The sequence below is a fragment of the Odoribacter splanchnicus DSM 20712 genome, assembly GCF_000190535.1.
Lineage (GTDB): Bacteria > Bacteroidota > Bacteroidia > Bacteroidales > Marinifilaceae > Odoribacter > Odoribacter splanchnicus.
In genome coordinates this window covers 3658297-3680185 of sequence record NC_015160.1, presented here as the reverse complement: position 1 = coordinate 3680185, position 21889 = coordinate 3658297, and the positions used below count along the sequence as shown (strand labels likewise).

Annotated in this window: 18 protein-coding genes and 1 pseudogene; 11 read left to right on the top strand and 8 right to left on the bottom strand. The window is 43.9% G+C overall.

What is annotated here, in order from left to right:
• Positions 1-196 precede the first annotated feature (196 nt).
• From sppA to ODOSP_RS15570, 3 genes are read left to right on the top strand one after another with little or no spacing between them, the layout of a single operon-like run.
• On the top strand, positions 197-1996 hold the full coding sequence (gene sppA / locus ODOSP_RS15580) for a signal peptide peptidase SppA (RefSeq protein ID WP_013613257.1): 1800 nt from the start codon (positions 197-199) through the stop codon (positions 1994-1996).
• A gap of 37 nt (positions 1997-2033) precedes the next feature.
• A complete protein-coding gene (gene lpxK, locus ODOSP_RS15575; protein WP_013613256.1) occupies positions 2034-3086 on the top strand; it encodes a tetraacyldisaccharide 4'-kinase in 1053 nt (350 codons plus the stop codon).
• Positions 3064-3888, top strand: a complete 825-nt coding sequence (locus ODOSP_RS15570) for a purine-nucleoside phosphorylase (RefSeq protein WP_013613255.1) — start codon at positions 3064-3066, stop codon at positions 3886-3888. The genes lpxK and ODOSP_RS15570 overlap by 23 nt, the downstream gene beginning before the upstream one ends.
• A 451-nt stretch (positions 3889-4339) precedes the next feature.
• On the opposite strand, the gene ODOSP_RS15565 is transcribed toward ODOSP_RS15570, so the two are convergent.
• From ODOSP_RS15565 to pgeF, 3 genes are all read right to left on the bottom strand, one after another.
• Positions 4340-5032 carry an LrgB family protein gene (locus ODOSP_RS15565; RefSeq protein ID WP_013613254.1) on the bottom strand — a complete coding sequence of 231 codons (693 nt, stop codon included), beginning with the start codon at positions 5030-5032 and terminating at the stop codon, positions 4340-4342.
• A gap of 27 nt (positions 5033-5059) precedes the next feature.
• Positions 5060-5416 (bottom strand): CidA/LrgA family protein, encoded by a 357-nt coding sequence (locus ODOSP_RS15560; protein WP_013613253.1) that lies wholly within the window; start codon positions 5414-5416, stop codon positions 5060-5062.
• Positions 5417-5741: 325 nt separating this feature from the next.
• Complete coding sequence (gene pgeF, locus ODOSP_RS15555) at positions 5742-6527, bottom strand: peptidoglycan editing factor PgeF (protein ID WP_013613252.1); 786 nt, start codon at positions 6525-6527, stop codon at positions 5742-5744.
• Between the two features lie 119 nt (positions 6528-6646).
• On the opposite strand from pgeF, the gene ODOSP_RS15550 reads away from it, so the two are divergent.
• The 4 genes from ODOSP_RS15550 to ODOSP_RS15535 all read left to right on the top strand — a co-directional run bounded on the left by ODOSP_RS15550 (position 6647) and on the right by ODOSP_RS15535 (position 10803).
• Positions 6647-7381 carry a Fic family protein gene (locus ODOSP_RS15550; RefSeq protein ID WP_013613251.1) on the top strand — a complete coding sequence of 245 codons (735 nt, stop codon included), beginning with the start codon at positions 6647-6649 and terminating at the stop codon, positions 7379-7381.
• A gap of 119 nt (positions 7382-7500) precedes the next feature.
• Entirely contained in the window at positions 7501-7764 is a 264-nt protein-coding gene (locus tag ODOSP_RS15545; RefSeq protein WP_013613250.1) for a type B 50S ribosomal protein L31, read from the top strand.
• Between the two features lie 234 nt (positions 7765-7998).
• Complete coding sequence (gene lon, locus ODOSP_RS15540) at positions 7999-10419, top strand: endopeptidase La (protein WP_013613249.1); 2421 nt, start codon at positions 7999-8001, stop codon at positions 10417-10419.
• A 132-nt stretch (positions 10420-10551) separates the two neighbouring features.
• Positions 10552-10803 carry a hypothetical protein gene (locus tag ODOSP_RS15535; protein WP_013613248.1) on the top strand — a complete coding sequence of 84 codons (252 nt, stop codon included), beginning with the start codon at positions 10552-10554 and terminating at the stop codon, positions 10801-10803.
• A 49-nt stretch (positions 10804-10852) separates the two neighbouring features.
• On the opposite strand, the gene ODOSP_RS15530 is transcribed toward ODOSP_RS15535, so the two are convergent.
• The 4 genes from ODOSP_RS15530 to ODOSP_RS15515 form a co-directional block, all read right to left on the bottom strand.
• Positions 10853-12061 (bottom strand): 6-bladed beta-propeller, encoded by a 1209-nt coding sequence (locus ODOSP_RS15530; RefSeq protein ID WP_013613247.1) that lies wholly within the window; start codon positions 12059-12061, stop codon positions 10853-10855.
• 4 nt (positions 12062-12065) lie between these two features.
• A complete protein-coding gene (locus tag ODOSP_RS15525; RefSeq protein WP_013613246.1) occupies positions 12066-12296 on the bottom strand; it encodes a hypothetical protein in 231 nt (76 codons plus the stop codon).
• Between the two features lie 109 nt (positions 12297-12405).
• The gene (locus ODOSP_RS15520) at positions 12406-12990 is read right to left on the bottom strand and encodes a hypothetical protein (protein WP_013613245.1); all 585 of its coding nucleotides are present in this window, start codon (positions 12988-12990) and stop codon (positions 12406-12408) included.
• Between the two features lie 25 nt (positions 12991-13015).
• Entirely contained in the window at positions 13016-14122 is a 1107-nt protein-coding gene (locus ODOSP_RS15515; protein WP_013613244.1) for an AI-2E family transporter, read from the bottom strand.
• Positions 14123-14460: 338 nt separating this feature from the next.
• On the opposite strand from ODOSP_RS15515, the gene ODOSP_RS15510 reads away from it, so the two are divergent.
• The 4 genes and pseudogenes from ODOSP_RS15510 to ODOSP_RS15495 all read left to right on the top strand — a co-directional run bounded on the left by ODOSP_RS15510 (position 14461) and on the right by ODOSP_RS15495 (position 18517).
• The gene (locus ODOSP_RS15510; RefSeq protein WP_013613243.1) at positions 14461-14670 is read left to right on the top strand and encodes a DUF4492 domain-containing protein; all 210 of its coding nucleotides are present in this window, start codon (positions 14461-14463) and stop codon (positions 14668-14670) included.
• A gap of 3 nt (positions 14671-14673) precedes the next feature.
• A complete protein-coding gene (locus tag ODOSP_RS15505; protein ID WP_013613242.1) occupies positions 14674-16221 on the top strand; it encodes a cytochrome ubiquinol oxidase subunit I in 1548 nt (515 codons plus the stop codon).
• A gap of 72 nt (positions 16222-16293) precedes the next feature.
• Positions 16294-17412: a cytochrome d ubiquinol oxidase subunit II gene (gene cydB / locus ODOSP_RS15500; protein WP_013613241.1), complete on the top strand. Its 1119-nt coding sequence runs from the start codon at positions 16294-16296 to the stop codon at positions 17410-17412.
• 226 nt (positions 17413-17638) lie between these two features.
• Positions 17639-18517: pseudogene (locus ODOSP_RS15495) on the top strand (DMT family transporter).
• Between the two features lie 171 nt (positions 18518-18688).
• Here the strand turns inward: ODOSP_RS15495 and ODOSP_RS15490 are convergent.
• Complete coding sequence (locus ODOSP_RS15490) at positions 18689-21781, bottom strand: glycoside hydrolase family 2 TIM barrel-domain containing protein (protein ID WP_013613240.1); 3093 nt, start codon at positions 21779-21781, stop codon at positions 18689-18691.
• Positions 21782-21889 lie beyond the last annotated feature (108 nt).

Sequence of the window (21889 nt, the reverse complement as noted above, 5' to 3'; positions counted from 1 at the left end):
CATATCAACAAACTCTGTATCAACTTCTAATCGCCAATCATCACTCCTAAACCGCCCATCAATTTAAAATCCGATTCAATCATTCAAAGTTATCAAAAAAGGCGTAAAACAAAAATAACTTCAATTTTATATTGTCTTAAATCAATTATATGGTTACATTTGTAGGTATTGTAATAAATATTCAAAATATTCGGAGATGAAGAGCTTTTTGAAATATACCCTGGCGACTATTGTGGGTATAATGATTGTCCATGTTATTCTGTTTTTTATTTTTATCGGGTTTATCGGAGCCATCGCTTCTTTTTCAGAAAAAACAGTTACTGTAAAAAATAATAGTATCTTAACTATTAAACTGGAAGGAGAAATTCTGGACCGGACTTCCGACAATCCGCTCGACAATATCGATTTTCTCTCATTCACTCCAAAGAAAAATCTGGGATTAAATAAAATATTAGCCAGCATACAAAAAGCAGCCAAGGATTCGCGTATCCAGGGAATTTATCTGGACCTGACCGAAATTCAGGGAAATTTCGGAGCCCTGGCCTTTACTCAGGAAATCCGGAACGCTTTACAAAAATTCAAGGAAAGCGGAAAGTTTATTTACAGTTATTCGAATCTGGGATATTCCCAAAAAAGTTATTATCTGGCTACCGTTGCCGACAAAATCTTTGTAAACCCCGAAACACCTTTGTTGTTAACCGGAATGAGCAGTAGCATCTCTTTTTACAAAGAGACTCTGGCCAAACTGGGCATACAACCCGAAGTAGTGAAAGTCGGTAAATTTAAATCGGCCGTAGAGCCTTTTATCTCCGACGAAATGAGTCCTGCCAACCGGGAACAGGTACAGAAATACCTCGATTCTTCCTGGGGGACGATTGTGAAAGGAATTGCAGAAAGCCGGAACATCCCCGTCGATTCGATCAATGCCCTGGCGAATCGTTTCGATTTCTACACTACCCGCCAATTTCAGGATTTCGGTTTCTTCGACGGTGTTCTCTACGAAGATCAGATGCTTGCCTTATTGAAGGAGAAATGTGGGGTAGGAAGTTCGGATCCATTGAACCAGATTGCTCTGACCGATTATCAGAATGCCTCGGTTCCGGAAGTACCGATCGAATTTAATAAAGACAAAATTGCCGTCGTATATGCTTCCGGAGAAATCGGACTGGAGCAAAAAAATAATACCATAGGGCCGGAGCTCGCAAAAACAATCCGTAAAATCCGGGAAGACAATACTGTGAAAGCCATCGTCCTGCGCGTAAACTCACCGGGAGGCAGTGCCCTGACTTCCGACATTATCTGGCGGGAAGTCGAACTAGCCACACAAACCAAACCGGTGATCGTTTCTATGGGTAATGTAGCAGCTTCAGGAGGATACTACATTTCGTGTGCAGCCGACACCATCGTCGCCGAACCGACGACTTTGACCGGTTCGACCGGAATCTTCGGTATGTTTTTCAGTGGCGAAAAACTGATCGAAGATAAGATGGGAATCCATACCGATGTAGTCAAAACCAACGATCACAGTGATTTCGGCGGAAGCTATCCCCTCCCTTTACCGGTCAGTAACCGGGCTTTAACTCCCTACGAAAGGAATGTACTGCAAAACTATGTCAATCAGGGGTATGAAACCTTTCTGAGCCGTGTTATGTCCGGCCGCGGTTTAACCCATGACGAACTTCATGCCATCGCTCAGGGACGGGTATGGACCGGAGAAGATGCCCTGAAAATCGGTTTAGTAGATGTGTTGGGAGGATTAGAAGATGCGATTCGGATTGCGGCTCAGAAAGCCGGTATCGAAAAATACAACCTGACGGAATATCCGGTAGTAAAAAGTCCGATAGAGGAATTATTCGCCGAGTTTACGACAGAAGTAAAAGCACGCCTGTTGAAAGAAGAACTAGGCACTTTCTATACGACTTGGGAACAGATGAAAAATAAGGTAGAAAACCAGGGATTACTGGCACGTATTCCCTATGATATTGCATTCAACTAGCAAGTTCACGAGCTATTTATCAACAAAAACCACGGCCATGGCATTTGTCAAAATAATATTGCTGCCGCTCAGTGTTATTTATGGTGTTGTCACCGGAGTACGTAATTTTCTTTTTCATATCGGAATCCTGAAATCACAAACTTTCAGGATTCCGGTTATTTGTGTCGGTAATATCACTGTAGGAGGTACCGGAAAAACGCCTCATACAGAACTGATCATCTCGGAGCTAAAAAAGAAATTCCGGGTAGCCTGTCTTAGCCGGGGATATAAACGCAAGACCAGAGGCTTTATCCTGGCCAACGAACATTCTACCGCCGCTGAAATCGGAGACGAACCGATGCAGATCAAAAGTAAATACCCGGATATTCTGGTAGCTTGTGATGGTAACCGAGTGAGAGGAATCCAAAAACTTCTTGCCTTACCGGAACCTCCCGAAGTGATCCTGCTGGACGATGCTTTCCAACACCGATATGTACAAGCCGACAAAAATATCGTTCTGATCGATTATAACCGTCCGGTACACGAAGATTGTCTGCTTCCGGCAGGCCGGTTAAGGGAAAGCGTACAAGCACTGAAGCGAGCTGACTATATTATCGTCACTAAATGTCCTAAAAGTATCCAACCGATAGAAAAGAGGATTTTATCCAAACACTTAAAGATAAAGCCTTATCAACAACTCTTCTTCACCACCCTGGAATACGGTAAGATCAAGCCTCTTTTCCCGCAATACGAATCTATCGTACCGGACCGAAGTAGCAGTATCCTGTGCCTGACAGGCATAGCACAACCCGGTCCTTATATCGATCATTTGAAAACTTTCACCTCGGATATCACCGGAATCCGGTATCCGGATCATCATCATTTCTCCAAAAAAGATTTTCAGCAGATTGCCCGGGCTTTCGAATCCATCGAAAATCCGAAGAAATATATATTCACCACCGAAAAAGATGCGGTGCGGCTGAAAGCTTGTCCCTTACCCGAAGAATTGCAAAGGGTGATTTATTATATTCCGGTGGAACCCGTATTTATCGACCAAGACGATTTACTATTAAACGAAATATCAGAATATGTTAGGAAAAATCAAAGATAGTGCAGCTTATATTTCCCGTTTTCTGGAAGGGGAAAAATATCGGATCGGTATCATCCTGGGTACAGGATTAGGAGAATTAGGCAAATCGATAGAAATAAAACATACGATTCCCTATGCCGGAATTCCTCATTTCCCGGTATCCACCGTCCAAGGACACAAAGGAAATCTATTAATCGGGAAATTCGGCGGGAAAAACGTAATCGCAATGCAGGGACGTTTTCATTTTTATGAAGGTTATCCGATGCAAGAAGTCACTTTTCCTATCCGGGTATTACATGAATTAGGCGTGAAGTATCTCTTCGTTTCCAATGCTGCCGGTGGTGTCAACACTCAATTTCTGGTGGGCGACCTGATGATCATCACCGACCATATCAATCTCTTCCCGGAACATCCGCTGCGAGGGAAAAACATCGACGAGCTCGGGCCCCGCTTCCCCGGCATGACCGATGCTTATAGTCCCAGAATCATCCGGCTGGCAGAAGAATGCGGAAAAAAATTAGGTATTCCGTTACAGCACGGTGTATATGCCGGCCTGCAAGGTCCCTCTTTCGAGACACCGGCAGAATACAACTGGATCCGGGTTATCGGAGGAGATGCTGTAGGCATGTCCACCGTACCCGAAATCATTGTAGCCCGCCATATGGGTATGGAATGTTTCGGTATGTCGGTAATCACCAATAGTACGGCTTCACCGGAACTGATCAAAACCAACCACACCGAAGTTCAGGACATCGGCAATACAGCCCAACCCCGCATGACCGCTCTCTTCCGCGAGATTATTGCAGAGCTGAAAGAGAGTTGATGAGTTTAAAGAGTTACTGAGTTTAAAGAGTTGTAGAGTTAGTAAGTTATAAGGATATCAAGTTAATTCAACTCTATAACTCATTAACTCTTTTCATATATGTATGTCCTGCCCGGACTCCCAAAGAAAAAATAGAAAAGCTCAAAACCCACTTCACCGTGCTAGCGCTGATCCGGTCGACAACCGACAACATCATCGCCCGCTACGTGATGAGTTACACCTATAGCGACCGTTTCGAAAAGGAACTGGCACGTGTAAAGAAAATGGCAGAGATCTTACCGGATAAAGGGGAAAAATACCTTCGGGAAATGAACAATAAAAAACACATCCCCCCTGGCGCCCCTCTACCGGAAACGATCCTTGAAAATGTACGGGGAGAAAAATGTCAATTGTCGGACCTGAAAGGGAACTGGCAAATCCTTACAAGAAATACTGGAGAATCTGAAATAGTTCAGGCGATAAACAACTCGATCACGGGCACTAAAATGGCGGTCATAATGCCCATCACACCGATGGCTAATCCGCTGATCGCTCCTTCTACCGCTCCCAGTTCCATGGCCTTGGCAGTCCCCAGACCATGGGCTGCAGAACCTAAAGCCAACCCACGCGCAATCCGGCTTTTGATTCCTAAACGCTCCAGAATAAAAGGACCGACCAAGCCACCGAAAATACCGACGACAATCACCACCACGGCCGCAATGGCCGGTATCCCTCCCGACCGTTCAGCAATACTCATCGCGATCGGAGTAGTCACAGACTTCGGCTCTAACGAAGCGATCAAAGCATGATCGGCACCGAAATACCGGGCAATAAAAATCACGCTCAATACCCCGGTTATACAACCGACAAATACCGAAGTAATGATAGAAACAGCATTTTCTTTCAATTGGGCGATCTGTTCGTAGAGTAAATACCCTAATACGACAACTGTCGGTCCAAGCATAAAACTAATTATCCGGCTTCCTTTTTCAAACGACTCGTAGGAAATCCCCAGGAAATGAGTGATCAGCGCCAATACGGGTATAGATACCAACAACGGATTCAGGATACTCAGTCTTGTTTTTCTGAACAACCATACAGCAGCGAGATACACCCCGATCACCAAGGTTAATATGAATATTTCGGAATTTAATAAAACAGTCATAAGCCAAACAGCATTTACATTTCTAAATCAACGGTCTTCCGCCCCTTTCCGATGTTTCTCAAACCATTGTTGTATCGAAGCCACGACGACGATCACCACCACCGTACTGACGGCACAGGCCACCAATACCGCCTGCCAATACTGAGATAATATATCTAAGGCATTCACAATCCCAACCCCGGCAGGAACAAAAAACAAAGCCATGTTATCACAAAGAAACCGGGCAACAGGCTTGATACGTTCAGGCTTGACCCACTTCAGGCATAAAGCGGTAAACAACAACATCATCCCGATCACACTCCCGGGAATAAAACCGTTCACCAGCCATCCCACCAACTCGCCGAGCGCAAAAAAGAAAAGTACAATAAAAATACCTGGTAACATAGTTAAAGTAAAAGGTAAAAGGCTATAAGCTAAAGGCTAAAAGCAATAAACTAAAAGCAATGAGCGGATTAGCTTCGAAAACCGATACAAAAATATAATATTCAGCCCAAAGTTATGCTCCATCCGATTATTTTTGTCCCAGCAATTTACGAAAACGTTCGTCCTCCTTAATCGCTTTCACCCTCCAGCCTTTAGCTTCTAGCTTTTAGCTTTTAGCCTCTAGCCTCTAGCCTTTAGCTTTTAGCCTCTAGCCTTTAGCTTTTAGCCTCTAGCCTCTAGCCTTTAGCTTTTAGCCTCTAGCTTATTGCTTTCAGCTTTTTAACCTCTAGCTTTTCATCCCGATCCCTGCCCCGAACCTCCCCGCTTTCTCCCCTTCTCTCCGATAGGAGAAGAAAAGGTCCGGATGACAGACCGAGCACATACCGGCCACTTCTATATTTTCATTTTTCACCCCACATGCCAGCAATTCTTTACGGTTAGCTTCCCACAAATCCACCTGGTATTTTCCCGGTTGCTTTCCCAGACCAACGATCGCCTGATTACCGGGAAATAACTGTTGAAACACCCGGGCCACTTCCTCTCCGACTTCGAAACAACATTTCCCGATCGAGGGGCCAATAGCCGCCACTACCCGTTGGGGATCACATCCGAAATGCTCCTGCATTACCCGCACGGTTACCCCGACTATTTCTGCCGCTGTTCCTCTCCATCCGGCATGTACTGCGGCAACCACCCTTTTCTCCGGTTCGAACAGGAGTACCGGGACACAATCGGCAGACAACACCATCAGACATATCCCCGGCTGATTCGTCACCAAAGCATCCGTTGCCGGAATACGGCTTTCCCTATCCAAAGCCCCTCTCCCGGCTTCCTCAGCCGTAACGATCCGCACTGTCGCCGAATGTACCTGCCGGGCGGTAATCAGCCGCTCTACCTCAAATCCTGCAGCTTCCGCCAGGCTCCTGCGATTATGCTGTATGATCTCAGGATTTTCCCGATCGGAAAATCCGATATTTTTAACTCCCGAAGAGACAAAATGCATCAATTCCGGATAAGCGGATAAATTCCGGAACCGATAAAAAGGGAAATCCCCGCTAAGCAGTTTCTCCATATCCATTCATTTTAGATCGACAAAATTAGCCCAAGTTCGGATAATCCCCAAAGTTTAAGCTCCAAACCGTCATAAAAGTAAACTTTCAGCCGATTCCAACGTATGTTTAAGAAAAAAATATGTTACAGGACTATTTGACATTAAGGCAAGCATACCTCACCCGACCCGACACCCGGACTCAGATACATCAAAATTATGTCCGGAATTTGTTTTTATACGAAACTTTCCGGTTGGGCGGACACAACCTTCCACCGACAATATTCGAGAACATCGTCAGTACCGGTAAACCTCAATCGACAGAGACAACCCGTCAAGCCTACGATCTTTGGCAAGCCTGGCAATATTGTGAAAAACAAGCAGCCCTTCGCCAGCCTTTAGACCTCACGTTTGTCAGAGCGGTTTCTGCCCGTATCATGAAGCATACCGGTGGCGAAACGACTACTTCTGTGGGACGTTACGATACTTCGTTAGGAGATTTCCGCCTCGGCGAGGATTATGACGAAGTATACCCTTTGGCTGATTTCCGTAAAATCCCCCTCCTGCTCGACAATCTGTGCCGGACTACCGATGTACAACTAACCGAAGCCGGTGTAAGCGAGAACATTAAAATTGTGGCCAACTTCATGTACGATTTTATGCATATCAAGCCATTCGGTTATTGCAATCTGGAAACCGGTATCCTGCTCATCAACTTTTTGGAACTGAAAGAAGAGCATCCCCTGCTCATCCTGTTTGCCGACGACCGGGCAGAATTACTCAATGCCCTGAAACGGGGAAAAATCAGTGAGACACCGGAAACCCTCGAAGCATTTATCCTGCATGAACAGATTAAATTCTTCAATAGGGAAATTTAAAAGTAACTCATTCAAAACCAGCATCGAAAAAAAGTCTTCATTTTTCTTTGTAATTAATAATAGATGAGCTATCTTTGCCGTCCGATAATGGAAAGAATAATTATAAAATTTTACATACAATGAAAAAGGGCATACATCCTGAAAATTACAGACTGGTAGTATTTAAAGATATGTCTAATGGCACGACTACCATTACTAAATCAACTGCAGCAACAAAAGAAACCATCGAGATCGATGGTGTAGAATATCCGTTGGTAAAAATGGAAATCTCCAACACTTCACACCCGTTCTATACCGGTAAAGTGAAATTGGTGGATACTGCCGGTCGTGTAGATAAATTCATGAACCGTTACAAGGACCACATGGAAAAAAGAAAAAAATAATCGTTTCTCTCTAAATGAAATAAAAAAAGCGAAAAGAAGACTTTTCGCTTTTTTTATTTCCTTCCCTCTATTCCCTAAGCAAAATCAGCATTCGGAACAAAATGCTCCCTACTCAATTGTGGCACAGGATTTGTGCTATAGGTAATGAATTCTATTTTTACACAAAACATTGACAAAATGTCAGTTGTTACTCGTATAAAAATTTATAACCATAAAACAAGAGAGGACGAATAAATGGATAAAATAAATCTGAAAGCAGTGTTATTACAGAACATGGGAGAAGATTCGGCAGATTTCCTACCCATCATGGGGGACGAGAAAGAACTGCTGAATGATAATATGCAGATTCCTGACACACTGCCAATTTTACCGCTACGGAATACGGTATTATTTCCGGGCGTAATCATTCCGATCAACATCGGACGGGATAAATCTTTAAAGTTGATCAAAGATTCCTACCGGCAGAGTGCCCTGATCGGAGTAGTTGCACAAAAAGATACCAATACTGAAAATCCGGATATAAACGATCTTTACCAGATCGGAACAGTAGCTTCTATCCTGAAAATACTGGAAATGCCGGACGGAACCACCACAGCCATCATTCAAGGCAAGAGAAGGTTTTTATTGGAAGATATCCTTTACGACGATCCTTACCATGTTGGGAAGATCAGTTTGAAAAAAGAAGAAGGGGTACCTGAAAACGATCCGGAATACAATGCGATAGCAGAATCGTTGAAAGATATGGCTTCCAAGATCGTCAAATATTCCAGCCATATCCCTAATGAAGCAGGTTTTGCGCTAAAAAATATCGAGAGTATGCTTTTTCTGATCAACTTCATCTCTTCGAATACAGATGTAGATTATCAGAATAAACAAGAGTTGCTGGAAATCGACAACCTGAAACAACGGGCGATCAAACTACTGGAAATCCTGAGTAAGCAGGTGAGTTTACTGGAATTGAAAAACGATATTCAGAAGAAAGTAAAAATGGATATCGACAAACAACAGCGCGAATATTTCCTGCATCAACAGATGAAGACCATACAGGACGAACTGGGAGGTAATCCGACCGACGAGGAAATCAAAGAACTGGAGGAACTGGCCGAAACGAAAGAATGGAACGGGAATGTCCGGGAAATTTTCAACAAAGAGCTGAACAAGCTGAAACGGTTGAATCCTTCTTCCCCCGATTACTCGGTACAATCCAATTATTTGAGGGAAATGCTGGACCTGCCCTGGAATCACCTCTCGGAGGACAACCTGGATCTGGAACATGCACGCCAGGTACTGGATGCCGATCATTTCGGACTGGAGAAAGTAAAAGAAAGAATTTTAGAATACTTAGCGGTTTTAAAGTTAAAAGCCGATATGAAATCGCCGATTCTGTGCCTCTACGGCCCTCCGGGAGTAGGTAAAACTTCCCTGGGAAAATCTGTAGCCCGGGCCTTGAACCGCGAATTTGTACGGATGTCTTTAGGTGGATTGCACGATGAATCGGAAATCCGGGGACACCGGAAGACCTATATCGGAGCTATGCCGGGACGAATCCTTCAAAGTATCAAAAAAGCAGGAACTTCTAATCCTGTTTTCATTCTGGATGAGATCGATAAAGTGGGTAACGATTTCCGGGGGGATCCTCAATCTGCCCTGTTGGAAGTGCTCGACCCGGAACAAAACGGCAGTTTTCACGATAATTTTCTGGATATCGACTATGATCTGTCGAAAGTGATGTTCATCGCCACAGCCAATGACCTCAGCACGATTGCAGGTCCTTTGCGCGACCGGATGGAAATCATCGAAGTGACGGGTTACCTCATGGAGGAAAAACGGGAAATCGCCAAGCGGCACCTGATTCCGAAGCAATTGGAAAACCACGGAATTACGGCCGGGCATGTAACGATCCCAGACGAGATCATCGACCTGATCATCGAGAAATATACCCGCGAATCGGGCGTTCGTAGTCTGGACATGACCATAGCTAAAATTATGCGCCATGTGGCCCGGAAGGTCGCTATGAATAAAAAATTCACGATTACGCTCGACGAAAATAAGGTGAAAGAATATCTGGGAAGCCCGATTTTCTCCCGGGAGGAATATCAAGGGAACGAACTACCCGGTGTCGTGACCGGATTAGCCTGGACAGCCGTAGGAGGAGAAATTCTCTATATAGAATCGAGCTACAGCAAAGGCAAAGGGCATCTTAGCCTGACCGGTAACCTGGGAGAAGTGATGAAAGAATCCGCTACTTTAGCACTCGAATACATCAAATCGCATGCAAAAGAGATCGGGATCGACGAAAAGATGTTCGAAGAAAACGACATCCACGTCCATGTTCCGGCTGGAGCTGTTCCCAAAGACGGACCTTCGGCAGGGATCACCATGGTTACTGCACTAGTATCCGCCCTCACCGGCCGGAAAGTGAAAAAAGCCATCGCCATGACCGGAGAAATCACCCTCCGTGGCAAAGTATTACCGGTAGGGGGAATCCGCGAAAAAATCCTGGCCGCCAAACGAGCCGGAATAAAAGAGATCATCCTTTGCAGTGAAAACAAAAAAGATATCGACGATATCAAAAAAGAATACCTGAAAGGGCTGAAATTCCACTATGCGGATCATATCAAAGAAGTGCTGGAAACAGCGCTTCTAAAAGCATAAAGGAATCTCCTGTGAGACCTATGGTTTTTAGTTATAACGGCGATAGCAGTCCGACTTGACTTCTGAACCGTTGTAACTATTTAAAAGTATGTTTACAAGTATAAATATATATAACTACCTAAAAAAAAACTCATGGAAAATCAAGAACTGCAAACCACCCGGAATCAATCGATCGTTACAATCGGTGATTGGATCATTACGATGATCCTGATGTGTATTCCTTTTGTGAATTTTATTATGTTATTAGTCTGGGCTTTCAGTGCCGGTACTCCTGTCAGTAAAGCCAATTGGGCAAAAGCTACTCTTATCTTTATGCTGATCGGATTTGTATTGGTGATCCTGTTTTGGGGAGCCATCGGCGGACTACTCTTAAGCAATATGTAGACACACGTAAACTCAAATAATGATATTAAGATCCCCGGTCTTAATATCATTATTTGAACCGATATCCTACAACTACCGTATTTCCTTCCTCCCCCTGCTCCCGGTAGATTTTCATGAGATCGGGGTGAGCCCGTCGGTAGGCCTCCCATTGTTCCTCATTCAAGGAGGCTTTCAAGCGGTCCAGCATCATACAGTAATCAGAAGAGGGAAAATAAAAATACATATAATCGTCGCACTGACGCATGCCCGGGTTCCAGTTATGGTATAATCGCAACACTGCATTCGGTTTATATCTGAAATTTCCCACCGACAACAAATCATCGTCCACTAAATCATAATTACAGGTTACTTTTTTCAACTTATCATAAACCAATAAATAATATTTTTGATTCACTAAAACTACAATCAAAACATATTTATTATTTTCCGACATCTCAATTACAGTCAAACAATTATCTGAATACCCAGCCTTTCCGCATAGACGAAAGTTTTTAAAAGAACCTTTATCTAAATAATAACGTAAGGTAACCGTATCTTCCGAAACCTGATAAATACTATTGTCGATATCAGAATAATAACAAAAGGTATCATTCACTACATACGACTTATTCCTTACAGCATATTTCCCTACCTTCTGACCTGGGAAATAAGAAATTTTTAACTGTCCGCTCTTCCAGTTTACCAGATTCACCAAACATTCCTCAGACCGATATGTCGATCCACAAATAGGTGTGTTTAGATATACTGCACAACTATCATTCAGCATCCACGTAAAATACCCCACTCCATATTCATAAGAAGGATGCTCGGATTTCTTCTGCCAAAGCAACGTTCCGTCCAAAGCATAGCAATGAAAACCCAATACATCCCCGGCTAATACATTCGAATCAGGGGTCAATACAATTTCATGCGGCAAATAAAGATATTCATCCGGTCCACGGCCAAACCGGCCAAGAGTGTGCTGAAACTCACCGGCAGAATCGAATACGCTCAAGGTTACCACATCAGTCATGCCCTCGGTCACTATGGAAGTCGCAACAATCCGATCCCCCATTTTTACAAAGTCTCCGATTCTATTACATACGATCCCTTTAAAAGTCAGCACTTCATATCCATCGAAAAGCTCGGACATCTTCAATGTCCGGGCTTCATCAGGCTTAAAACGAATAACCGGTACCGACTCTTCCTGCATACTCCCGGAAGAACATGCCACCAAACAAAGCCCTATAAGAAAAACAATCGAAAAACGATACAACATAGGATTATTCTGCTATGAATTGACACTGAGGCCCCCAAAAACCTTGGAAACAAACGCAATAACCATATACTGTCGTTGCATTTTCACCGTTTTTTTCAAAATATCCGGAGATACAATACTCTTCTTCAGGTACATTTTTATCCCAAGCCCATATTTTTTGTTCGGCCCAGGCCATCAAAACAAAAAACAAGGCTATTCCTATCAAAACGAATGATTTTTTCAATGCTGTTTTCATAATACAAATGGTTTAGATTAATAATTGCAACATATTAATTTATATTAATAAAAACAACTATTTCTAAATAATTTATCAATAATGCCCGAAAATAAAAATTTTCCAGTGATTAAAGTCCGATAATAAAAACCACTCCGAAGCTGATATCCAACCAATTATAGCGCCACCGGCTATCGGTCACCCGTTTGTTGGAAACTTTATCCCTCATATACACTTCTTTATATTCCAGGCTCATCAAGCTAATATCCAAAGCCAGATACTCTTTGAGCCGCGCCCATAAGCCCGGTTTCAAGGTAGACACCCATAATTCGTGTTTTCCATCGTGTCCTTTTTTCAGAAAGCTTTTTCCCCAGCCATATCCACTGGTTCCCTGCAGGTATAACCGGACTCCCCCACGAGGAGCATACAGCCGGAAAAATCCACCTGTCTCCAGTGTATACTGGTGTCCCTCGTCATCCATCATATATTCGTAAGCCAGATCGGCTCCCAAGGCGATATTATTCGTCACAAAATAACCTGGCGAAACAATGCCTTTGATGGTATATCCCAGATTGACAATCTTCCCGTCATAGGTCACTAATTTCCCGCCTCCGGTGTAATTCAACCGGGCTCCGATCGTCATTTCGCCTCCATATTGTGCTTTGAGGGTCATACCCAAGCATAAAAATAAACCGAAGAACAGTATTTTCTTCATGATCTGTTTTATTTACCTGCACAAGCTATTCATTCAAGCTCTGCGTCAACTTCTTCACCAGCTTATACTTATTAAAAAATTCCTTCAACACAACCCGCAGAACCGTATAGGACGGAATCGCCAGAATCATTCCCAAAATACCGGCCATACTACCGGCCATCAAAATCACCAAAAATATTTCCAAAGGATGGGCGTGTACACTACTCCCATAAATAAAAGGCTGAAAAACAACATTATCGATCAATTGAGTCAACAACATCGCTATAGTCATATAGATCAACAGCGGCAGCATCTGATCGTAAAAATCCAGCCCCAAATTCAACACGACTCCCACAGCCAATCCGAAAAATACCCCGATCATAGGCCCGATATACGGTATCACATTCAAAACTCCGGTCACCAAACCGATGACAACCGCATTACTAAAGCCCAAACCGACAATCGTCAGTCCGATCGTATTCAAAGCCATAACCCCCAAAACTTCGAGCAATAATCCGACAAAATAACGGACCAGTAATTTTTGTATGGAATCCAAAGCATTCCGGGCCTGTTCTTCGAAGCGGGAAGGAAGCACCGCCATCACCATCCCTGAAAACAAGCGGCTATCCTTCAGAAAGAAAAATAAAATAAACGTAATGGAAAAGAGAGCGACAAAAATATCCGTCATCGTTCCGGCTACCGTCCCGAACCAGGTTTTCAGCTGACCGACATTAAACACTTTACTCAATAAATCCGTCACATAAGCATCCACATCCTGATCCTCATCCATCAAACCGTAATGCTTCATAAAATGTCCGGCATCCTCGATCGGGATTTCCAATTCGGAAACGATATTAGACACACTTACATTGCCCAACGACTGAAATTCACGGATAGCGAGCGGGATAATGGTACTAAAAAAAAGAATAAATAATCCCCAAAGGCAAATCACCGTGATTCCGGCTTTCAAACCATCAGGCAAACGATAGCCCCGGATCTTCACCCGGCCTAATAAATCGATAATCGGCCTGCCGATAAAAGAAATGACAGCTGCCACTAAAATATAAACGATGACAGAAAAAAAATACCAGGAAAAGAAAATTGCCCCAGCTAATGCGACAATTCCTAACACATATTTGGTGACTGAATTCATTCCGCTCCCTTTTTTCAATTGCTTTTCTCCTCTCTTAATTTTCCAAAAATAAATAAAAACCTTTGATTATTTTCTTAAATACCTCAATTTTTAAAAAGATCGATCAAAACCGGAAATGAAGGGGTTTATCCTGTCTGTATTCCATAATATCTCCACGGATCCACCAACTTAAACACCCAAAAACTCTTTGAACACGATAAACTTTATAAGCCTCTGCCCCCTCTAAACCGATTTTTTTTTTAAAGATTCAGAAAAAGAGCGAAGAAGATTAGGTTATTTTTAAAAACCTTTATATCTTTAATACGTTAATTTTAGATCGAAACAAACCGTTTAAAAACATGTTCATACGCCTTTGGCATATCTATTATGATGGTTTCAGCCATTTACCCAAATGGGGAAAAATATTGATCGCAATAGTTGTGGCCAAACTATTGGTCCTGTTTGTGGTATTTAAATTCCTGCTCATGCCGAATTATCTCAATACGACCTATACGACGGAACAGGAAAAAAGTAATCATGTACTCAACGAATTAATTACCAAACCTTAGCTTATGATATCAGAATTAACCACTACAACTTTGGTCGAATGGTCACGCTGGCAATTTGCGATGACCGCCATTTACCATTACATGTTCGTACCTCTCACTCTGGGGTTATCCTTTCTACTGGCTATTATGGAAACCATGTGGGTCAGGACCGGTAAGGCCGAGTGGTTGAATGCCACCAAATTCTGGATGAAGCTTTTTGCAATCAACTTCGCCATCGGTATAGCTACGGGGCTGATATTGGAATTCCAATTCGGTTCCAACTGGTCGAATTATTCCTGGTTTGTCGGGGATATTTTCGGAGCTCCTCTGGCCATCGAAGGTTTGTTCGCTTTCTTTCTCGAAGCCACTTTCTTCGCCGTCATGTTCTTCGGCTGGAACAGGGTAAGCCGTCGTTTTCATCTGGTTTCCACCTGGATGGTATTCATCGGTTCCAACATTTCCGCTTTGTGGATCCTGGTAGCGAATGCGTGGATGCAAAACCCGGTAGGCATGGAATTCAACCCGATGACAGCCCGCAACGAAATGTCGGATTTCTGGGCGGTACTACTCTCACCGACAGCCATGAGTAAATTCTTCCATACCGTCACCTCGGCTTATACGCTTTCGGCTTGTTTTGTCGTTGGAGTAAGTGCCTGGTTTATTCTGAAAAAAAGACATTTCGAATTTGCCCGGAAGAGTATCCTGCTGGCCTCCGTTTTCGGCTTCCTGAGTATCATCGCTACGATCTTCACAGGCGACACCAGTGCCCAGGATGTTACCCGTACCCAACCGATGAAACTGGCTGCTATGGAGGGACTCAACGAAGGAGGGAAAGGAGCCCCGTTTACCTTGATCGGCTTGACTTGCACCGATCCTCAATTACCGTCCGAACGTATGAAAACGGTAAAATACGGTATTACCATTCCTAAACTTTTATCCTTCCTGGGGTATCATGACTTCGATGCCTATGTGCCCGGTATCCAAAATATCATGGACGGCTACACCTCCGAAGACGGAAAAGTATATCCTTCTATAGAGCAACGCATGGCCAACGGCCGTCTGGCGATAGATGCACTGAAAACGTACAAACAAGCTGTTAAAGACAAAGACGATGCGCTGGCTAGCCAATCTTTACAGACACTACGGGCCAACTTCCGGGATTTCGGTTACGGCTATCTCAGTTCGCCTTACGACACGATCCCTCCTGTTCCTCTGGTATTCTATAGTTTCCGGCTGATGGTAGGTCTGGGCATGCTATTCGTTTTGTTGTTTATCTGCTCCTGGTGGTATGCCAAGAAAAGAAAATTCGAAAAATTCAAGTTCATCCCCTATCTGGCTATCGCGTGTGTTCCGTTGGCATATATCGCTTCGCAATGCGGATGGATCGTAGCTGAAGTAGGACGTCAACCTTGGGTGGTACAAAACCTGATGCCCACGAATGTGGCCATCACCCGCATCGCTTCGGGTTGGGTTGTCACCACCTTCTGGATGTTCGCCATTTTGTTCACCTTATTATTGATTGCCGAGATCGGAATCATGTTCACCCAGATCAGGAAAGGGGTAAAAGAGTAAAAAATGAAAAATGAGGAAACCATAACGGCCTGAAAAGTTATAGTCCTCACAAACGATAAATAATAATGGATTATGGATTTAAATATATTACAACATTACTGGTGGATCTTGATCTGTATATTAGGAGGTTTACTGGTATTCTTATTGTTTGTACAAGGAGGACAAAGTCTTCTTTATACCATAGGAAAAAATAAAGACGAACGGGATTTGATCGTCAATACCCTGGGACATAAATGGGAATATACGTTTACCACATTAGTGGTATTCGGCGGAGCTTTCTTCGCCAGTTTTCCCCTATTCTACTCAACCAGTTTCGGAGGAGCCTATGTCGTTTGGATGCTGATCCTCTTTTGTTTTGTCTTGCAAGCGGTATCTTATGAATACCGGAATAAAAAAAACAATTTTCTGGGCAGTCGGACTTACGAAGTATTCCTGATGATCAACGGATTCGCTGCGCCTCTTTTGTTGGGAGCCGCTGTAGCTACTTTCTTTACAGGTTCCCCTTTCCGTCTGGGTGTAATGCATGATGTCGAATGGATGACACCCTGGCGCGGTCTGGATGCCTTGTTCGTCATCACCAACTATTTCCTGGCTTTAGCCGTTTTCTTCCTGGCACGGACATTAGCAGCCCTTTATTTTATTCTTACTATCGATGATCCGAACATCCGCATACGCAGCCACCGGCAAGTGAAATTCAATGCCGTACCGTTCGTTCTCTTTTTCCTGTTGTTTATCGGTTTTATTTTTGCCGGTGAAGGGTATGCAATCACCCCGGAAGGAAACATTGCATTAGTACCCTATAAATATTTTTATAACCTGATAGAAATGCCGCTGAATGCCTTGATATTCATTATCGGAGTAGCAGGAGTACTCTACGGCATCATCCGAAACTGGATATTTCCCCGATGGACGAAAGGAATCTGGTTTGCAGGAGCCGGAACGGTATTGACCGTTATCGCTCTGCTGATTCTGGCAGGTTTCAACCAAACCGCCTTTTATCCCTCATATGTCGATCCTGATTCCTCACTGACTATTTACAACGCTTCTTCGTCCTTATATACCCTGAAAGCGATGTCCTACGTATCTATTATCATACCTGTAGTAATCGCCTATATCTGGTATGCCTGGCGGACGATGACCCGGAAAGCCATCGACAAGCAGGAATTAGAAGAAAGTGAAAATAAATATTAATCCACCGATCCCTCCCAGGGAGGGATCGGCATTATGCCGCACAGGCAATGCAAAAACTTTTAAACCATATCCGGTGCCACGATCCTCGTTCCCCTAACTAACCGGATAATTCAGTACCGATGATACCATCAAAGAACGGGAAATGAAAAGTCTGAAAACCGATCTCACCCTTTTCTGATTTTCACTCAAAGCCTTATCTTTGCGCAACTGAAAAATTCATACGTTCATGAACAGAATTAAAGGTATCCTATATGCTATCGTCTCCTCTTCGACTTTCGGACTGGCCCCTTTTTTTACGCTGACCCTACTAAGCTTCGGCTATTCATCTTTTGAAGTATTGACCTACCGTTGAGGGATCGCTTCCCTTTGCCTGATCGGATTCGGCCTATTGGCCGGGTGTAATTTCCGGTTAAGTAAAAAGGATTTCGGGGTCGTCTTTTTGTTAAGCCTGTTTCGGGCAACGACCTCATTCAGCCTGGTGATCGCCTATCAGAATATTGCCAGCGGTGTAGCTTCGACAATTCATTTTATGTATCCTTTAGCTGTAGCGCTGGCCATGATTTTTTTCTACCATGAGAAAAAATCCGGCTGGGTCATTTCGGCAGTACTCCTATCCATTCTCGGAGCAATCCTCTTATCTTCAGGCAATATAGCAGGTTATAACGCCAACGTGACGGTAGGTATTATTTGTGCCTGCATCTCTATTTTCTCTTACGGAGGTTATATCATCGGAGTCCGGAAAACACGGGCTGTAGCGATCAACTCCACCGTACTCACTTGTTATGTCATGGGATTAGGGGCGTTGTTTTTCATTATCGGCGGGTACCTTACAGAAGGCATCCGGTTAGAAACCCAAGGAAAGGTATGGCTTTATATTCTAGGCCTGGCTTTACCGGCAACCGCTATTTCCAATATGGCCTTAGTCAAAGCAATCAAGCATATCGGTCCCACATTAACTTCGATCTTCGGAGCGATGGAACCGTTGACCGCTGTTTTTATCGGTATAGTTGTTTTCCATGAGACTTCAACGATAGGCGGTATTTTAGGCATGCTACTCATTATTATAGCAGTCTTCATCGTCGTCGTCAAAGAAAACCGGAAGTAAAAGGAAAATAACCTTAGGAATCCGGAATAAAATCGTAGATTTATACCTGTAATATGTATATCACTGCCTAAATTCGAATCAAGGCTTAAGGATTCTTTTAACAGAACTTTCAGTTTACCCGACTGTCGGGTAAACTGAAAGTTCCTAAACAACAAAATCCTATTTTTGAGTTCAGTATTTCCGAATCGGCGTAATCACCACCTGGAAAGTATAGTCCTGATAAGGCAACAGATAAGGTTGTAACGGCCAGGCACCCCAGCTATTGATACATCCCAATCCCATTTGTTTCAGGTCAAAAGACAAGGTGGTCAATCCACGTGGTTTCAATTCTCCGGAATGCCGCTGATCTTTGTCCCAACCGTCATCCAGGTCTTCCGGTAAATAATTCAAAGCAGAGGCTGAGAAAGGAACATCCGAACGAATAGCCAAACCACGTCCATCGATATCGGTCAGTTTCCACCAACGGATATCCGATTTCGTACCGGATTCCTGCGGACGGATATAAGGATAATACTGATCTTTCACCAACTGACGGTAACGGCCCAAACGCTGACTCTCATTCCGGTCGTCATAATTCTCAACAGGTCCCCGGCCATAATAATCGATCCGGTCGAATCTGCCCGGCATCACCAGTTGCATACCGAAACGGAACAGGTGGGGCATATCTTTCTTCTCCTTGTCGACAGCAAGCTGTTCACTGATCCGAATCTCCCCATTTCCACCGATAAGATAAGTCATGGTCAATACAGCTGCCAATCGGGGTAATTCATAAGTGGTCACCACCTGAACCCGATTGCCTTGTTCCTCTGCCTTAAAGCTCTTCAATTTCAATCCGGGATTCTTCCAATCCACAAAGCGGCGGTGAAGATTCGCCCCGAAATCATTATCTGTCGGAGCCCGCCAGAAATTGGGCCGTAAAGCATATCCATATTCGATCATCTCATACCCATTCAGACTGATCCCCTCTATCCAACCGGACCATTTTCCAAAAGTCACCTGTACTTCTCCGGCACTCACGACAGCATGTACCAAATCTTCATACAGAGAAGCCTTTTGCCCGGTTTCGGCCAATTCAACCTGAAACAAAGGATAAGGGGCAATCTCCAATTGTTCTTCCGCAACCGCATAACCTGCCGGAAGTAATTGCCGGGCTTGTTTCAGGCGATAGGTCACATTCAGCAGAATTTCACCTTCAGCAGGAAGATCCGTTTCTTTATACCCCAATACGACCGATTGTGTCTGTTGCGGGGCGATCTGCAAATCCATCACAACCCCCTGTCTCACCGGCTCTCCATTCTGCAACAATTGCCACTCCAGGTAATAGTCCGAAAGATCGGTAAAGAAATTCTCATTATACACATTTACGATTCCTTTCCTAAGAGCTGCCGGTGTAGTCCATATCGACTGATACATTTTCCGCACTTCATACATATGGGGATTCGGCACCCGGTCCGGACTGATCAAACCGTTGCAGTTAAAATTCTTATCCGAAGCATCGTAGCGGTTGTAATCTCCCCCGTAAGCATAAATCATTGCGCCGTCTGCCGTATACTTCCGAAGTCCCTGATCTACAAAATCCCAGATAAAACCGCCCTGCAAATTCGGGTATTTCCGGATCAAATCCCAATATTCTTTAAAACCGCCCAAAGAATTTCCCATGGCATGCGCATATTCACACTGAATCAGTGGTCGTGAATCCCCACTCTTAGCGAAATTTTCCATCCAATTCAGGTCGGCATACATCGGACAAACAATATCCGTATGGGCTCTGCGTCCTGCCTGTTCATATTGTACAGGACGGCTGCCATCTCTCTGTTTGATCCAGTCGTAACAAGCCACAAAGTTCGGTCCGTCACCGGCTTCATTTCCCAACGACCAGAAAATAATCGAAGGATGATTTTTAAAAGTCTCCACCATCCGCTGATTTCTTTCGAGGTGAGCCTTGGCATAAGCCGGTTCCTTGGCCAGTGTCCGTTCGCCATACCCCATTCCATGAGATTCGATATTGGCTTCACACACGACATACAACCCATATTCGTCACAAAGGTTATACCATTCGGGATCGTCCGGATAATGACACGTCCGCACGGCATTCAGATTATTCTCCTTCATCACCCGTATATCCTCGATCATTCTCTCCCGGGATACCTGATATCCGGTCAAAGGATCCAATTCATGGCGGTCGGCTCCTTTAAACAAGACCGGCTGCCCATTGACCCATACCTGCCCCAATTCTTTCTTCAGTTCGATTTTCCGGAATCCGACCCGTTGCGGAACAACTTCCAGCACTTTTCCGGCATTATTTTTTAAAGTCAGCAACAAAGTATACAGATTAGGCTCTTCAGCACTCCATTTTGCCGGATTTTTCACAGCCATTTCGGTACGCACAATTCCTTTTCCATCGGGCTTGACACTCGTTTTTTCTACGATATTTCCTGCTTTATCTTTCAATTCGAGTTCCACTGTCCCGCTGTTCCGGGACACTTGGGCCACGACATTCAAAGATCCGTCACGATACGCCTCATCCAAATCGGGAGTGATAAAAATATCCTTCAGATGTAACGGATTCCGGGCATACAACCAAGCTCCCCGGGCAATTCCGGATAAACGCCAAAAGTCCTGATCTTCAAGATAACTCCCGTCACACCAACGATATACCTGCATCGCGATCAGGTTCTTTCCCGGCCGTACATAACCGGTTATATCGAATTCGGCTGCCAGCTTACTATCTTCGCTATAACCGACAAATTTTCCATTCACCCATACATATAAGTTCGAAGTGGCAGAGCCTACATGCAGAAACACCTGCTGTCCTTTCCATGAAGCAGGAATTTCAACGGTTTTTCGATAAGAGCCCACATGATTATTCACCGTTTCTATTTTCGGAGGATCAGGTGTAAACTGATTCGACCAGGCATAACCCGAATTACGGTATAAGGGATCTCCGTATCCATTCATTTCCCAGATTCCGGGCACCGGGAAGTCCACCCAATATTGATCCTCGAAATCCAACCGATAAAAGTTTACAGGCCGTTCGGTTTGATCCTTTACCCAGTTAAACTTCCACATCCCGTTCAACGATAGAAAATTGGATGATTCTTCTCTTACTCCTTGCTCAGCCATTTCCCTGGAAGGATAAGCAAAATAATCCGCCCTTGCCGGTGCACGGTTGATCGCATTCAACTCCGGATCGAGCCATTCCTTCTTTTGAGCAAACGTTGTCATAGAAAGGCATAAGCCTAGACACAATAACAGTTTTTTCATAAATTATAATATTAAATGCCAATTTATTCTGCTCAAAAATAGTCAATATTACACCTATCGAGGTAGAAAAAGAATTAAAAAAGGAAGAAAAATATACGAATAGTCTGA

What these genes read in the sequence shown, in the direction of transcription:
- sppA (WP_013613257.1), top strand. Translation starts at nt 197, where the DNA reads ATGAAGAGCTTTTTGAAATATACCCTGGCGACTATTGTGGGTATAATG.
- lpxK (WP_013613256.1), top strand. Translation starts at nt 2,034, where the DNA reads ATGGCATTTGTCAAAATAATATTGCTGCCGCTCAGTGTTATTTATGGT.
- ODOSP_RS15570 (WP_013613255.1), top strand. Translation starts at nt 3,064, where the DNA reads ATGTTAGGAAAAATCAAAGATAGTGCAGCTTATATTTCCCGTTTTCTG.
- ODOSP_RS15565 (WP_013613254.1), bottom strand. Translation starts at nt 5,032, where the DNA reads ATGACTGTTTTATTAAATTCCGAAATATTCATATTAACCTTGGTGATC.
- ODOSP_RS15560 (WP_013613253.1), bottom strand. Translation starts at nt 5,416, where the DNA reads ATGTTACCAGGTATTTTTATTGTACTTTTCTTTTTTGCGCTCGGCGAG.
- pgeF (WP_013613252.1), bottom strand. Translation starts at nt 6,527, where the DNA reads ATGGAGAAACTGCTTAGCGGGGATTTCCCTTTTTATCGGTTCCGGAAT.
- ODOSP_RS15550 (WP_013613251.1), top strand. Translation starts at nt 6,647, where the DNA reads ATGTTACAGGACTATTTGACATTAAGGCAAGCATACCTCACCCGACCC.
- ODOSP_RS15545 (WP_013613250.1), top strand. Translation starts at nt 7,501, where the DNA reads ATGAAAAAGGGCATACATCCTGAAAATTACAGACTGGTAGTATTTAAA.
- lon (WP_013613249.1), top strand. Translation starts at nt 7,999, where the DNA reads ATGGATAAAATAAATCTGAAAGCAGTGTTATTACAGAACATGGGAGAA.
- ODOSP_RS15535 (WP_013613248.1), top strand. Translation starts at nt 10,552, where the DNA reads ATGGAAAATCAAGAACTGCAAACCACCCGGAATCAATCGATCGTTACA.
- ODOSP_RS15530 (WP_013613247.1), bottom strand. Translation starts at nt 12,061, where the DNA reads ATGTTGTATCGTTTTTCGATTGTTTTTCTTATAGGGCTTTGTTTGGTG.
- ODOSP_RS15525 (WP_013613246.1), bottom strand. Translation starts at nt 12,296, where the DNA reads ATGAAAACAGCATTGAAAAAATCATTCGTTTTGATAGGAATAGCCTTG.
- ODOSP_RS15520 (WP_013613245.1), bottom strand. Translation starts at nt 12,990, where the DNA reads ATGAAGAAAATACTGTTCTTCGGTTTATTTTTATGCTTGGGTATGACC.
- ODOSP_RS15515 (WP_013613244.1), bottom strand. Translation starts at nt 14,122, where the DNA reads ATGAATTCAGTCACCAAATATGTGTTAGGAATTGTCGCATTAGCTGGG.
- ODOSP_RS15510 (WP_013613243.1), top strand. Translation starts at nt 14,461, where the DNA reads ATGTTCATACGCCTTTGGCATATCTATTATGATGGTTTCAGCCATTTA.
- ODOSP_RS15505 (WP_013613242.1), top strand. Translation starts at nt 14,674, where the DNA reads ATGATATCAGAATTAACCACTACAACTTTGGTCGAATGGTCACGCTGG.
- cydB (WP_013613241.1), top strand. Translation starts at nt 16,294, where the DNA reads ATGGATTTAAATATATTACAACATTACTGGTGGATCTTGATCTGTATA.
- ODOSP_RS15490 (WP_013613240.1), bottom strand. Translation starts at nt 21,781, where the DNA reads ATGAAAAAACTGTTATTGTGTCTAGGCTTATGCCTTTCTATGACAACG.